This window comes from Sphingomonas sp. PP-CC-3A-396 (assembly GCF_004343105.1).
Classification (GTDB): Bacteria; Pseudomonadota; Alphaproteobacteria; order Sphingomonadales; family Sphingomonadaceae; genus Sphingomonas.
On record NZ_SLYF01000001.1, the window covers coordinates 585,401 to 599,648 of the forward strand.

Here is a 14,248-nt window from a genome sequence, read left to right on the forward strand (position 1 = left end):
CGCAACTAAGACATGAGCTCTGATCACTCGATTACATGTAGCCCCCGTCCTAAACGGCAGGCTTACAGCCAATATCGTCACTAACACCTGCGCCCGAACTAGCCGGTCATAAATCCTACGGGCGACGCTATGTTCTTAGCGGCGAAGCGTTACCGCCCCCTGTCGGAATACCTCTAGGGAAATGGCCCTGATGGCAGGGAACCTTGATCAACCCTGATCGGTACGAGACGCTGCGCCTGAAAACGCGGTCTCGGATCTTAGACGCGGCGGTGATCGCGCCTCACGCCGACGTCTCAGGATTGGACGACAACGGTCGTCGCGCGGCGAGTGCCGCTCACGCTCGACAAATCCGGTCATGGCCTCCAGACCATGCATGCACCACTCAGGTGCGCGTACTGTTCGGTCAGGAGCCTTCATGCGTCGTCGCCACTTTATCGCGTCTGCCGGTTTCGCCTCCGCGTTGATGGCCCTGCCGGCGATTGCGCGGGCCGCAATGGGTCGCGACGACGTCAAATTGAGGGCGATGCTCGACCGATTCTTTTACGCGCGATTGGACGAGAGCCCCGAACAGGCGACCTCGCTCGGTCTCGATACCGGTGCGCGGGCCCGGCTGAAATCGAAGCTGGACGATACCTCACGCGCCGGCGAGCAGCGCCAATTCGCGCGGGCAAAGAGAGAGCTGGCTGCGCTGAAGACTGTGTCGCGCGACGCGCTGGGCGACGCGGCGAAGCTCGATTACGACGTGGTCGAATACAGCCTGGACCGCGAGATCGCGGGGCAGCGTTACGCTTATGGTGCCAGCGCCGGGCGATACGCGCCCTATGTGCTGACCCAATTGACGGGCGCCTATCGCGACGTACCGGACTTCCTGGCCAACCAGCACGCGGTCCGCAGCGCCGCCGATGCGGACGCCTATGTCGCCCGCGTGCAGGCGTTTGCGGGCACGATCGATGCCGAAACGGAGCGTCAGCGCGAGGATGCCGCCAAGGGGGTGTTCGCGACGGACTATATCCTCGACACCACGCTGAAGCAGCTCGCGTCGGCGCGCGACAAGGCGCCCGACCTGTCGGGCCCGGCGACCGACCTGGCCGCCAAACTGAAAGCGGCCAACTTGCCACCCGAGCGCGGCCAGGCGGTAGCGGCGCTGATGCGTGACCAGGTGTTCCCCGCGCTCGACCGGCAACGCGCGCTGGTGACCGAACTGCGGAGCACGGCGACGCACGATGCGGGCGTCTGGCGCTTGCCGGACGGTGACGCGTATTATGCAGCAGCCGCGAGCGCCGCGACCACGGTACAACTGACGGGCGACGAGATCCACAGACTGGGCCTGTCGCAGGTCGCCGAAATCAGCGCGCGGATCGACGGCATTCTCAAAACGCAGGGCATGACGCAAGAGAGCGTCGGCGAGCGACTGGTCGCGCTCAACACGCGACCCGATCAGCTCTTCCCCAACACCGATCTCGGCCGTGAAGCGTTGCTGGAGCAACTCCGTGCGCAGATCGCTGCGATGGCGAAGCGCCTGCCCGAACAATTCGGGGTTCTCCCCAGGGCGCCGGTCGAGGTCCGCCGCGTTCCTGAGGATATCCAGGCCGGTGCGCCCGGCGGCTATTACCAGTCCGCGTCGCTCGACGGGTCGCGGTCGGCGATCTATTTCATCAACCTGCGCGACACGTTCGACCGCCCGAAATTCGGCCTTGCGACGCTGAGCTATCACGAGGCGATCCCGGGCCACCATCTCCAGGTCATGTCAGCACTGGAGAGCGAAGACATCCCGCTGATCCGCCGCCGCGGCTTCTATTCCGGGTATTCCGAGGGTTGGGCACTCTACGCCGAACAGCTTGCCGACGAGATGGGCGTGTACGACGGAAACCCGTTGGGCCAGGTCGGCTATCTCCAGTCGCTACTGTTCCGCGCGACCCGCCTGGTGGTCGACTCAGGCATGCACGCCAAGCGCTGGAGCCGGGAGAAAGCGACCGATTACCTCATCGCCACCACCGGCATCGCGCGTGGGCGGAGCCAGGGCGAGATCGATCGCTACACGGTCTGGCCGGGACAGGCGTGCAGCTACAAGATCGGCCACACCGTTTGGGTCCGCCTGCGCGACGAAGCCAAGCTGAAGGCCGGCGCCGATTGGGATCCCAAGCAGTTCCACCGCCTGCTGACGATGGGCGCGATGCCGCTGACGGTGCTAGAAAAGGTCGCGCGCGAGCGGATCGACGACGGAAAACCCACGGCATCTAGCGTTTCGTGAACAGTGCTTTGGGCAGGACGACGTGGACGCCCTTGTTGCGGTCGACGAGTTCGGTGATCTCGACATCGCCCGCGACGCTGATCAGCATGTACGCATCGTCGCGCGTCATGCCTTTTTCCGCGACGAGGAAATCGATCATGTTGCGCAGTGCCTTGCGGGTCGCATGGCCGAGATCGTCGTCGAAGCCCATCGCGATATAGGCCTTGGGCGTCTCGGCGCGCGGATAGGTGATTGCCGCCTTCTTGTGCAGCACGAACTCGAACGTACCGGTCAACGAGGTTTCCAGTGCAGTGATATCGACCTCGCCATTGCCCTGTGCGGCATGGCCGTCGCCGACCTGGAACAGCGCACCGGGGGCGTAGACGGGGAGGAACAAGGTCGTTCCGGCGACGAGCGCCTTGTCATCCATGTTGCCACCGTTGATCGTCGGCGGCGCGCTGTCGTAGCGGCCGAACGCCGGGGGCGGCGCGACCCCCATGCTGCCGAAGAACGGCGCCAGTGGCACTTCGACGCCGGGCGCGAACAGGCCGACCATGCGCTTGGTGTCGAGCGGGACGATCTTCATGCGCGCATAGGGAAAATCATCGGTCAGGAACCCCGCCCCGTACCGGAACGCATTATAGGCATAGGGTATCGCCAGATCGACTTTCCGGATGCGCACTTCCAGCATGTCGCCGGGTTCCGAGCCCGCGATCGCGATCGGTCCGGTCAGGATATGGCCGCCGGGGCCGCGTGCGCTGGCCGGGACGCCGCCATAGACGGCACGCAGCGCCGGTTCGATCTGCGCGGGCGCGACGCCGGCCTTTTCCAGACCTGCCGGACTGTTGGTCAGCAACGTATGGATCACCACCGTGTCGCCCGACCGGATCGTCAGCACAGGCTTGTCGGTCGCATCGTAATGCCCCCAGGCGACCGTCTGCGGAGTCGCCTTCAGTTCGTAGGTCGCAGCGCCCGCGGGCGCCGCCGTAGCGACTAAAGCAACCAAGGCAGTATGGATCAGGTGGCGCATCGTCATCCTTTCAATAAGCCAAAGCGCAGTTGCGGGCACGCATCTCGCCCGCCAACGTCATTGACGCGGGCTGCACCGCCGATGCGATGCTCGACGCAATTCCAGCCGCAGCAATCCGCGCAGGCCCTAAGCCCATGCCCCTAGCTAGTAGCAATGCGTCCTCTGGTGAGGCTGCAACGCAAGATCGACGACGCATGATGGACGCTCCCAGTGCTAGTGGGCGATCTTCGCTAGCACCGCGAGCAAGGACAAGAGGCTAATGCGTGCAGCGTCCACGCGGGCCATTTTCACCGAAGGTGACCCGTCGCGATAGATCGGAAAATACTCTTTCAGTCGCGCGGAGCACGGGCGATCACGCCCTGAGCGACACGAAGACGGGCCTTCCATATCTTAACCGACGGATGCCCGGACGCCAGGCCGGCAAGCCGCCCTTCAATCTGAGCGACCTCTCGCTTGGCTGCATCAAGTTCGGTGGCTGTTGGTGCAGGCTGGATATTAGCCCGCGCATGCGCACCGGTGCGCCCCTTGCTCTTAGTCATGGACGAGGCGATGGTCTGAGATGCTGGCCGTCGTCAATGAGGGAATAGTATCGGCGCGGCCGCGGCTGGCGACACGAGGCGCCGCTTTCCGACATTCACCCTCGCTTCTCCGCCTTTCACTTCAGCCGTTCATGCATGGCTGTCCAACGCACCCAAGGGGCTTAAGCCTGCGTTGGCAGGCGGCCTGTCAACGGCATACTTCTCAGACGTTTCCCGGTCGCTGAAGCGAGAGCGTTCGCCAGTGCGGCCGCGGTCGGCCCCTGGGCGCACTCACCGGTACCGAGGAACGGCGTGCCCGGCCGATCGACAACCTCGACGGTCACGCTGCGTGGTACATCGGCAAACCGGAGTATCGGATAGGTGCTCCAGTCATAGTCGGTCCGGCGCGTACCGTCATGCCCCGCCGCTTCGAACGCGGTCCAACTCAGCGACTGGACGATCCCGCCCTCGACCTGATTGCGGATACCGTCCGGGTTGACGGCCTCGCCGCTGTCCACGGCAGCGACGGCGCGGTGGACGATAAGCCGACCCTCGTCGGGGATATGCTCGACGTCCAGCGCGACTGCGCAATAGGCCCCGTGGTTCTTGTAGCGCGCAAAGGCAAAGCCCCGTCCGCGATTGGGTGTAGCGCGGTATCGCGCCCAGCCGAACCGCGCTGCTGCCCGTCGGATCACGGCGGTCGCCCGCGGATCGTCCAGATGAGCCCGCCGGAACGCAACCGGATCGCGTCCCGCTGCCGCCGCGAGCTCGTCCATGAAGCTTTCGAGTGCGAAAATGTTCAGGTGTGCGCCAAGACCCCGCAGCGCCGAGACGCGCACCGGCATGTCGGGCAGGAAATGACTGACGATCGTCTGGTTGGGAAAGCGATAGAGTGGAATGGCGTTGCGGTCGCCGCCGCCATTGGGCTGCGGGATGGGTTTCGGCGGCGTCGGCTTGAACGACGGTACGATTTCGGCGCCGGCGAGAAGATCGCCCGCTGCGACCGGGCGGGTGCTGTGCGTATTGCTCCACACCTGATGTCGCCAATCGACGATCCGTCCCGACGCATCAAGCGTTGCGTCGACCTGCGCCAGCATCGCCGGCCCAAGCGGTTCCCAACCATGCTCCTGCTCGCGGCTCCACTGCAGCCGAACGGGCACGCCAGGCATAGCACGAGCGATCAGTGCTGCGTCCCCGGCGACATCGTCCGCACCGTTATGCCCGTAGCACCCTGCCCCTTCGCGGTGGACGCACCGGACGCGATCGGCGGGGATCGCGAGCAGTTCGGCGATCGCCTGCCGCAGCGGCTCGACGCCTTGGCTGTGCGTCCACACCGTCAGTCGATCCTCGGCAAACAGCGCTACCGCACAGGACGGCCCGATCGCGCCATGCATCAGATAGGGTCGGTCATAGCGCGCAGACAGTCGCTGGACGCCGCGCGCGCCGGGATCGTCGCGGCGGTTGTCTATTACCTGACTTTCCCGCCGCATGGTCAGCAACCCGGCCGGCATCGGCGGTAGCGCCGGCACCGCGGCGTCACGCACCCAGCGGCCGCGATTGGCAACGCGAAGGGCCTGCTCGAGCGGCCATTCGCGCGGCCCGACAATCGCCGCGAAACGCCCGAGCCGCACGACCCTGACGACGCCCGGTTGCCGACGTAGCGCGGCCAGGTCGGGCGTCAGTTGCGTGCCGGACGATGGTCCGCGCAGGACCCGCGAATGCACCATGCCGGGCAGCCGCATGTCGTGCACATAGCTTGGCAAGCCGGTCAGCTTGGCGGGAAGGTCGACGCGCGGTACCGGCTGCCCGATCAACCGCCGCGCCTCCTGACGCTTGCGCGGCACATCTGCTCTCGCGCGCACCGCCAGCGAGGTCGATGCGGCCAGCATCGCATAAGTCGCGAGCCTTCCCTGCCCGTCGAGCACGGTGCCGTCGCGGGTGAATACCGTGGTCGCCGGCACGCCCCATTGCGTTGCCGCGGTCTCCGCCAGCAACAGCCGGACATTGGCGGCGGCGTTGGCGATCGCGGTGCCGCTCTGTTCGAGCGTCTGGCTGCCCGCGGTCACGCCCTCGTTCGGGGTCAGGCCGGTGTCCGCCGTGATCAAATCGACCCGTTCGATCGCGACGTCGAGTTCGTCGGCGGCAAGTTGCGCCATCGCTGTCTTTACGCCGGTGCCGAGTTCGACCTTGCCCGTAAACACCGTCACGCGACCGTCCGGCGCGATCCGGATCCAGGCGTCGAGATCGGGGAACTTCGCCAATGTCCCCGGCAGGTCGGGCGCGATTGTCGGCGGTCCGCCGCTACCCTCGCCACCGCCGGTCTGCGCCAGCGCGGCAGCCGGCGCGAGCGAGAACGCGACCAGCAAACCACCCAGCACGTCGCGACGGGATGCCTCCCCGCTCACGTCACGGGTTCCACGGCATCGACCACGCCGCCGCCGCGCATCACCGCTGCTCGTCGGACCGCGCGCAGGATCCGCATGTGCGTCCCACACCGACACAGCGAGGGTGCCATCGCCGTCCGCAGCTCATCCTCGGTCGGCGTCACCGTCTTGCGCAGCAGCCCCTCCGCACGCGCCATCATGCCGGGGATGCAATAGCCGCATTGCGCCGCCTGTTCGTGAAGAAAGGCGCGCTGAACGTCACCTGGTTTTGCGGCCGTGCCCATTCCCTCGACCGTTGTGACTTTTCGCGTCCCGATCGCGCCGACGGGAAGCAGGCACGAGAATACCGGCTTGTCATCGACCAGCACGGTGCACGCCCCACATTGCCCCAGCCCGCACCCGAACTTCGCGGCATGCAGCCCCAGATCGTCGCGCAGCACGTAGAGCAGCGGGGTCGCGGGATCGATATCGATGCGCGTCGTCGCGCCGTTGACAGTCAGGTCGATCATTCGCCCTCCTTGCGCGCCTTGGCGACGTCTCTTTCCAAATCCGTCCACGCCGGTCCGGTGCCATGGCGCATTTGCAGATATGCAACGATCTCGGACACTTGCCGGTCGTCGAGAGCGTCGGCGAATGCCGGCATGTATGGCCCCCGCGGCGAGACGGGCGGATGGAGACCCTTCAGGATGATCTGGATCGTGTCGCGTGGGTTGTCCTCGTGCAGCGGTGTGCCGAGCGGCAAGGCTGGACGCCCCGAAACCATCATCGCCGCGCCCGGCTCGTGGCATACCGCGCAGGCCCCTTCGTAGAGCCGCGCGCCGTCCGGATGACGCTGCGACGCGAAGGCGCGACGATCGGGCAGCGGCCGCTCGAACCGTGCAGCAGGCGCATCGCGCATCTGCCACGCAAAATAGGTCGCGAGCGCGCGGACGTCTGTCGGCGCTGCACGGGCCAGATTATAGGTTACCGACCCCATCGGCCCCGCCGCAGCGGCATGCGCCGTGCTCAGTCCGGTACGGAAATAGGCCTCGAGCCGCTCGACCGTCCATGCCCGTACCGCAGGCGAGTGCGCGTTGATCGGGGGTGCATACCAGCCCCCCGACCACCCGCCGTCATACGCCTGCGCGCCGCGCTTCTCCTGCTGCAACAGGCCACGCGGACTGTGGCAAGCGGTGCAATGCGCGAGCGTCTCACCGATGTAGCGTCCCCGGTTCCAGGCAACCGACTGGTGGGGATCGGTAGTGATCGGCTCTCCTCGGAAGAACAGCAGCTTCCACCCGGCAAGCAATGGCCGAAATCCAAGCGGCGGAATCATCGTGTTGGCGGGTGGAACCGACCGCACGGCCGGTCGGGTCATCAGGAACGCGTACAGCGCGCTCAGGTCGCCGTCCGTCACGTTTGCATAATGGGTGTAGGGAAAGGCCGGGTATAGATGACTGCCGTCACGCCCGACGCCCTCACGCATCGCGCGTCGGAACGCTGCCGGTGACCAGGCGCCGATCCCGGTCGCGGGATCGGGTGTGATGTTGCTGCCGTAGATCGTTCCGAACGGCGTCTTGACCGGATACCCGCCGGCATAGGGACGCCCGCCCGCCGACTGGTGGCAACTGACGCAATTGCTCAGTCGCGCGACATTGGCGCCCTGGGCAACGAGCGCCGGATCAAACAGACGAGGATCGGGCCGCGTCACGGTCGCGATCGCTGGCCGGTACGCGATGATCGCGAAGACCACGACGCAGACGCACAACGCCGCGACGGCCCAGATGACCCTGCGCGTGATCCCGGACCGGGTCATCCTGGTGTATGTCCGGCGATCAGCGTTCGCCCTCGCCTTCGCGGCTCTCGTTTTCGCCGCCCTCAGATTCGCCTTCGCCGCGCTGACCGGCATGGTGTTGTGCGGCACGCGCGCGACGGGGATTGCGGACGACATGGCGCGATTTGGTCGAGCGCACGACGTGGCGACCCTCGCCTTCGCCCTCTCCCTCGCCGCGCTCGTTCTCGCCGCCTTCACCGACCTGATCGACCGACGGCGCCAGGGGTTTGGCTGCTGCTTCGGACAGGATCGCCTGGCCCGACTGCGCGACGACAAAGGCACCGACGCCCATCCACAATTTCGTACGGATACCTAATTCCTTACTTGCCAACGCGTTGGCCGCATGGGCTTGGACTGATAGGGGACCCGCCCGACGTCATGCCGATGCCACGAGAACCCTAATGTTGATCATGATTGCCAACGTTCTGGACGCCGACAATCTCCGGTCGTTGCGAGATAATCTCGGCAAGACGCGCTATGTCGATGGGCGCCGGACTGCCGGTCGCGAAGCCCGCCCGGTCAAGCGCAACGAGCAAGTCGACCGTGCCGACCCGTTGCTGGCCGACATGCAGGACTTGGTGGTTGATCTGTTGCTCGCGAACCCGTTGTTCCGGATGGCGACACGACCGCACGTGGTTCGCCCTCCCTTATTCAGCCGCTACGAACCCGGCATGGCGTATGGCAGCCATGTCGATGACGCGATCATGGGTGGCATGCGGACCGACGTTTCAGTCACGATCTTCCTGTCCGACCCCGATACGTACGAAGGCGGCGAACTGGTGATCGAGTCTGCGGCGGGCGAACAGGATGTGAAACTGGCGGCGGGCGATGCGGTCGTCTATCCAACGAACGCGCTTCACCGCGTCGCCCCGGTGATATCCGGCGAAAGACTGGCCGCCGTCACGTGGGTACGCAGCCTGATCCGCGATGCGGATGCGCGCGAACTGTTGTTCGATCTGGAAACGGCGCGGCACGCGTTGTTTGATCGCCTCGGCAAAACGCCCGAGCTGGATCTGTTGGCGAAAACGCAGTCCAACCTGCTCAGGCGTTGGGCCGAAGATTGAGACTGACTTTCCCCGGCCTTTAGGCTCGAACCGGGCGATCCCCCATGCGCTCGCCGAGCCGCACGGGCCGCGCCGGCACCCAGCTTTCATCAAAGGCGATCGTTCCCTGCTGAAATAGCATCACGATGGTTGAGCCGAGCAGGAAGCGCCCCATTTCCTCGCCCTGTTCGAGGGCAATCTCCTGATCGGCATAGCGCCATTCCGTCGGCGTGCCGGTACGCCTGGCATTGACGATGCCGTGCCATACGGTCGCCATGCTGCCGACGATGGTGGCGCCGACCAGCACCATGACGAATGTGCCATGCTCCGGACTCTCGAATACGCACACTAGGCGCTCATTTCGCGCGAACAGGTTGGGCACACCTTGCGCCGTGACGGGGTTCACCGAAAACAGACTGCCTGGAATGTAGCGCATACGGGTCAATCGGCCGGCGCACGGCATGTGGAGACGGTGATAGTCACGCGGCGACAGATAAAGGTTCGCGAAACTGCCGTGACGGAACGCCGCTGCCAGGGCGGCATCGCCGCCGATCAGTTCGGTCGTGGTGAACCGATGTCCCTTGGCCTGCACGATGTGATGATCGTCGATCGCACCGACTTGGCTGATCGCGCCGTCTACCGGGCAGACGAAGTCAGCATGGGCCAGCGGCCGAATGCCCTTCCTCAAAGGCCGCGAGAAGAAGTCGTTGAAGCTTGCGTAGCTGGCAATGTCGGGATTTTCCGCTTCGCTCATATCGACCCCGTATCTGGCGACGAACCAGCGGATCAGCCGGGTCGTCATAGCACCGCCCCGCGCTCGGGCGATCCTACCGGCCAGAAGGGTCAGGCGCTGCTTTGGCAGGGCATATTGCAGCAGGACGGTAAAGCGATCGGACATCTTGAACCCTCGAGTATCGGCCGGCGGAGGTAACGGTCGATGTCCGCTAAGTGAGCGTCTCATCAAGCATATTCTCGAAAGCCCCAAGCCAGCGCGCCCTCGAATATGAACGGGAAATCCTCATATGGCGAGCATGGGTGGTCGCGTAAAAAGGATAGCCGGGCTCGCGGAGGCTGCCGCGAGATCCGCAGCAGAGCAAGAAGATGGGGGCTGCGCATTATGCGGGCGGCTGCTCGGACAACGCGTGGAGCGGCATCACGTTGTTCCCAAGAGCGAGGGCGGCACACAGACCGTACCGGTACATCCAATCTGCCACCGTACCATCCATGCCTTTGTGACGAATCGCGAGCTGGCTTCGACCTATGCGACGATGGATAAGTTGCGTGAGCGCCATGATATACGGCAATATCTTCGATGGATCGCGGGCAAAGCGCCTGACTTCCGCGCACCTACACGGCGACGCAATGCGTAACGGCGCCCCATGCCAGACGTTCGCGTCCGTCAGCAGGCTTTCGAACTTAGGCCTTTTGATCGGGCGTCACTTTAGTGCTTGGGGGGCGCCTGCGCCCCCCAGACCGCTGGCGATTACGCCGCGGCCACCTTGGTACGCGTGGAGGTATGACCGCCGGAGCGATGCAGGATCTCGGCTGCATCCTCGGGGGTCACCGCGGCAGTGCTAGTATCGACGGACACGAACACGCCACCCTCGTTAATCCGCCCCTCGTAATAGCTGGCATCAACGCGGCTGACACCGTGATCGGTCATCACTTTCTCAAGCCCCCCGATGGCACCACCGAGCGCTGCTCCGGTTATCGCAGCACCAGGAATCGCCGCCGATGCGATCGCGCCAGCGGCAACCAGGGGGCCGACACCCGGGATGGCAAGCGCCGCAATGCCGAGAAGCGTCCCGATGCCAGCGCCGGCCGCAACCTTACCAGCGAACTCCTGCGTGTCGCCGTTGCCGTCGGTAGTCGCGGTCTTACCATCGTGCTGAGCGACGATGGAAATGGCGCGATCGTCGACGCCGGCATTGCGAAGCTCCAATACCGCGCGCTCTGCGTCGGCATGAGTATCGAAAACGGCGGATATGAGGGTCGTGCTCATTATGATTCCTATCGATGGCTCAGAGTGCAGATGCTTATAGAAGCGGTGTCGACAGGTGATCGTTCCAGATATTGAAGGTTACCGCCGCGGTAACCGAGAATAGATCTCGCGATCAGGCTTCGTCGGTCGAGATCGGCTTGCGCGCGGCCATCTGCACGGGCTTGCCGATGACTGGGCGACCGGGTGGCCACCGCCGCGCGATGCACCGATCCTTTGCGACCCTCGCGACAGTGACTGCATCGCCCTGATTACCGCCAAGGATATGATACGCATCGGCGTCCTCGCCGACATAGAAGCCGACGTGACCACCGCCCGGACGCGCGAACACCAGCACCGCGCCCGGTGCCAGCCGTTCCGGACGAAGCGCCTGCCCCCATGCCGACCACGACGTTGCGCGAACCGCGATTGCTACCGGCTCGATACCGTCTTCCTGGAGGCAATAGGCGACGAATACGCCGCACCACGGAACGCTATCGGCGTTGTAGACCATGCCCAGCACTTTCGTGCCGAGCCGCTTTGCCCAGCCTAGAATAGTAGCGCTGTTCGCTGAACCGGCAGCCTCTGTTGTGCCCAACTTCGCCCTAGCCGTCTTCAGCCACTTCGGCTCTGTTGCCACAACGCTTACTCCTTACACCGACGCAAGCCGAACTGCCCGCGGTCGCGCTTGAACGCGCGGCGCTAGACCATCCGTTCCATCAGCGGCCGCATCGTCGCCACAACCGCACTGATCATGGGCGCGCCGATCATCACGCCATTCGGCGCATCAGTGCCGCGTCCGGCTGGCATCAGCCACAGCGTTCAGGCAGTCTGCCAGCACTTCCCATTGCCGGTATTGCTCCGGCCGCCCGGGAGGCGTCTTTTGCATACCCGACGCGACGATCTCGCACGCACCCATCTGTCCGTGATCGGCCATCAAGGCGAAGGCCTGCTCCCATGCGTCCTGCATCAAACGGACAACCAGTCGGACTCAGCATCGTCGACCGCGGCGAACATGTCGCCCTCGGCCTGCATGGCGCTGAGATGCTTCCGCACCGCTTCGGGATCCCCATTTCGGGGGAAGCGGCGGTCGGCGAGTGCGGCCACAGAGAGTTGACCGACAAGATCGCTTCGGTCCTTCTGCGTCACAAGCCACTCGCCGAACGCCGGTTTCGGCTCCTGCTGGTCGTCATCGTGATCGGTCATTTGGCGTCCTTCGAATCATTGGCCCACCAATCGCATCAGATCGGTGTTCTTGCAATGTTCTTACGTACCGATCTGGATGTGGGAGGGCGACGCCGGCGCGACGCCCTCCCGTTCGCTCAGCGAACCGTACCGCGACGAAACATGTTGACGATCGCAAGCAGGATCACCGCGCCGACCAGCGAGATCAGGATCGACTGGATGTTGAGCGCGCCGTCCATGATCGAAGCGCCACCGATGAGCGGCGTGATCAGGAAGCCGGCAAGCAACGCGCCGACGATGCCGACGACGACGTTGAGGAAGACGCCCTGCTGCGCGTCGGTCCGCATGATCATGCTGGCGACCCAGCCGATGAGTCCGCCGACGACGAGAAGAATAATAAGGTTCATGATGAGGCTCCTGTTCGATATTGGTACAAATGCTCAACGGTCGCGGCGCCCGATCCGTTCAGTTCGCGCGGTTTTCGGCAAATCCGAAATTGGTGCGCAAGTACCGAGGCCATTGGTATATTAATGCCGATGCAACCGGAACCCGAAGCCCTCCACGGCGCTAAACCGGGATGACCAAGATGCCCGCGAAATCGCTGCACGCCCCCACCCTGCATCATCTCGAACAGCTCATGACAGGACTGCTCGAGGGTGTGATCCTGATGGATCCCACCGGGATCATCCTGAGCGCCAACCCGGCCGCGCTGAAGATGCACGGGGTGCGCGCGGTCGAGGATCTCGGGCAGACCGCGGATGAGTATGCCACGCGGTTCCGGCTACGCTACCGGGATCACCGCAAGCTGCCTCGGCGGGACTATCCGCTGATGCGGCTGCTCGCAGGCGAGAGCTTTCCCGATCTGATCGTCGAGGTCGCGCCGGTCGACGCCGACGAGCCGCGCTGGGTCCATCAGGTCCGCGACATTGTCATGGACGAGGATGGCGGCGAACCCGATTGCCTGGGCCTCGTCATCAACGACGTCTCCGAACGGTTCGACGCGGAGGACCGGTTCGAGGCGATGTTCCACGCCAACCCCGCCCCCGCGCTGATCATCCGCGTCGCCGACCAGCGCTATGTACTCGTCAACCAGGGTTTCCTCGACCTGTCGGGCTATGCGCGCGACCAGATCGTCGGCAAGACGCTGTTCGATTTCGACTTCCTGGCCGAGGTCGACCGCAAGGCGTTCGTCAAGGAATGTATCGCGGCGGGCAAGACGATCCCGCAGCTCGAAGCCGAACTGCCGCTCGCCGGCGGCGAGACGACGCTGGTCATCCTTGCGGGGCAACCGATCGAGGTCGCCAACCAAGACTGCCTGTTGTTCACCTTCGCCGATCTCGAACCGCGACGGCGCGCGGAACATGCGCTGAAGGCAAGCGAGCGCCACTTCGCCTCGGTGTTCGAAATGGCGCCGGTCGCGATGGTCGTGACCGAAGGCGACGACAACCGCATCGTCCAGGTCAACGCGGCGTTCAAGGCGTTGACCGGCTACACCGACCACGCGGTGATCGGCCGCATCGCCGACGACCTGCAACTCTGGAACGATGCCGCGCAGCGCCAGCAACTCGAAACCGAGATCGGCGAGCATGGCGGCTTCCGCAGTCGCGACGTGCAACTGCTGCATAAGGCGGGCGAGGCGCTCGACTGCCTCGTGTCCGCCGAACGGATCAGCGTCGACGGAACGCCGTGCGTGCTGTGGCTGTATCAGGACATCTCGGCTCGACGACGCGGCGAGCTGGAACTGGTCGAGGCGATCGATACGGTGATGAAGGACGCCAACTGGCTCAGCCGGTCGATCATGGACAAGCTGGCGACCTTGCGGAATCCGCGCGGCGCGACCGGGTCCGCGGCCCCCACGGCCGATCTCAGCAAGCGCGAGCGCGAGGTGCTGGAGCTGATCTGCCAGGATCTCGACGACGCCGCGATCTCGGAACGGCTCGGCCTATCGCGCAACACGGTCCGCAACCATGTCGCGCGGCTGTATGCGAAAATCGGCGTCAACCGGCGCAGCGCCGCGATCGTCTGGGCACATGAACGCGGCGTCGGCCCCTCATAAGGTGCACGACG

At 64.8% G+C, this 14,248-nt stretch carries 15 protein-coding genes; 5 read left to right on the plus strand and 10 right to left on the minus strand.

The window, feature by feature from the left end; translation table 11 throughout:
* Positions 1-415 precede the first annotated feature (415 nt).
* Positions 416-2,251 carry a DUF885 family protein gene (locus tag C8J40_RS02640; protein WP_132895646.1) on the plus strand — a complete coding sequence of 612 codons (1,836 nt, stop codon included), beginning with the start codon at positions 416-418 and terminating at the stop codon, positions 2,249-2,251.
* On the opposite strand, the gene C8J40_RS02645 is transcribed toward C8J40_RS02640, so the two are convergent.
* From C8J40_RS02645 to C8J40_RS02660, 5 genes are all read right to left on the minus strand, one after another.
* The gene (locus C8J40_RS02645) at positions 2,238-3,260 is read right to left on the minus strand and encodes an acetamidase/formamidase family protein (RefSeq protein WP_132895647.1); all 1,023 of its coding nucleotides are present in this window, start codon (positions 3,258-3,260) and stop codon (positions 2,238-2,240) included. The two genes, C8J40_RS02640 and C8J40_RS02645, sit on opposite strands and share 14 nt — an antisense overlap.
* A gap of 329 nt (positions 3,261-3,589) precedes the next feature.
* Positions 3,590-3,799, minus strand: coding sequence for a hypothetical protein (locus tag C8J40_RS20550; protein WP_165886476.1), 210 nt, complete (start codon positions 3,797-3,799; stop codon positions 3,590-3,592).
* Positions 3,800-3,960: 161 nt separating this feature from the next.
* Positions 3,961-6,183: a molybdopterin cofactor-binding domain-containing protein gene (locus tag C8J40_RS02650; protein WP_132895648.1), complete on the minus strand. Its 2,223-nt coding sequence runs from the start codon at positions 6,181-6,183 to the stop codon at positions 3,961-3,963.
* A complete protein-coding gene (locus C8J40_RS02655) occupies positions 6,180-6,671 on the minus strand; it encodes a (2Fe-2S)-binding protein (protein ID WP_132895649.1) in 492 nt (163 codons plus the stop codon). The genes C8J40_RS02650 and C8J40_RS02655 overlap by 4 nt, the downstream gene beginning before the upstream one ends.
* Positions 6,668-7,894: a cytochrome c gene (locus C8J40_RS02660; protein WP_165911344.1), complete on the minus strand. Its 1,227-nt coding sequence runs from the start codon at positions 7,892-7,894 to the stop codon at positions 6,668-6,670. The genes C8J40_RS02655 and C8J40_RS02660 overlap by 4 nt, the downstream gene beginning before the upstream one ends.
* Between C8J40_RS02660 and C8J40_RS20145 the strand changes: the two genes are divergently transcribed.
* Together C8J40_RS20145 and C8J40_RS02665 are read left to right on the plus strand one after the other, a co-directional pair.
* Positions 7,878-8,291, plus strand: a complete 414-nt coding sequence (locus C8J40_RS20145; RefSeq protein ID WP_165911345.1) for a hypothetical protein — start codon at positions 7,878-7,880, stop codon at positions 8,289-8,291. The two genes, C8J40_RS02660 and C8J40_RS20145, sit on opposite strands and share 17 nt — an antisense overlap.
* Positions 8,292-8,376: 85 nt before the next feature.
* Positions 8,377-9,039 (plus strand): Fe2+-dependent dioxygenase, encoded by a 663-nt coding sequence (locus C8J40_RS02665; protein ID WP_132895651.1) that lies wholly within the window; start codon positions 8,377-8,379, stop codon positions 9,037-9,039.
* A 19-nt stretch (positions 9,040-9,058) separates the two neighbouring features.
* Here the strand turns inward: C8J40_RS02665 and asd are convergent, their stop codons facing one another.
* Entirely contained in the window at positions 9,059-9,916 is an 858-nt protein-coding gene (asd, locus tag C8J40_RS02670) for an archaetidylserine decarboxylase (RefSeq protein WP_132895652.1), read from the minus strand.
* Between the two features lie 133 nt (positions 9,917-10,049).
* Between asd and C8J40_RS02675 the strand changes: the two genes are divergently transcribed.
* Positions 10,050-10,388, plus strand: a complete 339-nt coding sequence (locus C8J40_RS02675) for an HNH endonuclease (protein WP_132895847.1) — start codon at positions 10,050-10,052, stop codon at positions 10,386-10,388.
* Positions 10,389-10,501: 113 nt separating this feature from the next.
* On the opposite strand, the gene C8J40_RS02680 is transcribed toward C8J40_RS02675, so the two are convergent.
* From C8J40_RS02680 to C8J40_RS02695, 4 genes are all read right to left on the minus strand, one after another.
* Complete coding sequence (locus C8J40_RS02680) at positions 10,502-11,020, minus strand: general stress protein (protein ID WP_132895653.1); 519 nt, start codon at positions 11,018-11,020, stop codon at positions 10,502-10,504.
* 112 nt (positions 11,021-11,132) lie between these two features.
* Positions 11,133-11,636, minus strand: a complete 504-nt coding sequence (locus C8J40_RS02685) for a TIGR02594 family protein (RefSeq protein ID WP_132736711.1) — start codon at positions 11,634-11,636, stop codon at positions 11,133-11,135.
* A gap of 329 nt (positions 11,637-11,965) precedes the next feature.
* A complete protein-coding gene (locus tag C8J40_RS02690) occupies positions 11,966-12,202 on the minus strand; it encodes a hypothetical protein (RefSeq protein WP_132736714.1) in 237 nt (78 codons plus the stop codon).
* Positions 12,203-12,318: 116 nt separating this feature from the next.
* Positions 12,319-12,588 carry a GlsB/YeaQ/YmgE family stress response membrane protein gene (locus C8J40_RS02695; RefSeq protein ID WP_093400148.1) on the minus strand — a complete coding sequence of 90 codons (270 nt, stop codon included), beginning with the start codon at positions 12,586-12,588 and terminating at the stop codon, positions 12,319-12,321.
* 170 nt (positions 12,589-12,758) lie between these two features.
* On the opposite strand from C8J40_RS02695, the gene C8J40_RS02700 reads away from it, so the two are divergent.
* Positions 12,759-14,237 carry a helix-turn-helix transcriptional regulator gene (locus tag C8J40_RS02700; RefSeq protein WP_132895654.1) on the plus strand — a complete coding sequence of 493 codons (1,479 nt, stop codon included), beginning with the start codon at positions 12,759-12,761 and terminating at the stop codon, positions 14,235-14,237.
* Positions 14,238-14,248 lie beyond the last annotated feature (11 nt).

What these genes read in the sequence shown, in the direction of transcription:
- C8J40_RS02665 (WP_132895651.1), top strand. Translation starts at nt 8,377, where the DNA reads ATGTTGATCATGATTGCCAACGTTCTGGACGCCGACAATCTCCGGTCG.
- C8J40_RS02690 (WP_132736714.1), bottom strand. Translation starts at nt 12,202, where the DNA reads ATGACCGATCACGATGACGACCAGCAGGAGCCGAAACCGGCGTTCGGC.
- C8J40_RS02680 (WP_132895653.1), bottom strand. Translation starts at nt 11,020, where the DNA reads ATGAGCACGACCCTCATATCCGCCGTTTTCGATACTCATGCCGACGCA.
- C8J40_RS20550 (WP_165886476.1), bottom strand. Translation starts at nt 3,799, where the DNA reads ATGACTAAGAGCAAGGGGCGCACCGGTGCGCATGCGCGGGCTAATATC.
- C8J40_RS02695 (WP_093400148.1), bottom strand. Translation starts at nt 12,588, where the DNA reads ATGAACCTTATTATTCTTCTCGTCGTCGGCGGACTCATCGGCTGGGTC.
- C8J40_RS02655 (WP_132895649.1), bottom strand. Translation starts at nt 6,671, where the DNA reads ATGATCGACCTGACTGTCAACGGCGCGACGACGCGCATCGATATCGAT.
- C8J40_RS02700 (WP_132895654.1), top strand. Translation starts at nt 12,759, where the DNA reads ATGACCAAGATGCCCGCGAAATCGCTGCACGCCCCCACCCTGCATCAT.
- C8J40_RS02640 (WP_132895646.1), top strand. Translation starts at nt 416, where the DNA reads ATGCGTCGTCGCCACTTTATCGCGTCTGCCGGTTTCGCCTCCGCGTTG.
- C8J40_RS02645 (WP_132895647.1), bottom strand. Translation starts at nt 3,260, where the DNA reads ATGCGCCACCTGATCCATACTGCCTTGGTTGCTTTAGTCGCTACGGCG.
- C8J40_RS20145 (WP_165911345.1), top strand. Translation starts at nt 7,878, where the DNA reads ATGATCGCGAAGACCACGACGCAGACGCACAACGCCGCGACGGCCCAG.
- C8J40_RS02675 (WP_132895847.1), top strand. Translation starts at nt 10,050, where the DNA reads ATGGGTGGTCGCGTAAAAAGGATAGCCGGGCTCGCGGAGGCTGCCGCG.
- asd (WP_132895652.1), bottom strand. Translation starts at nt 9,916, where the DNA reads ATGTCCGATCGCTTTACCGTCCTGCTGCAATATGCCCTGCCAAAGCAG.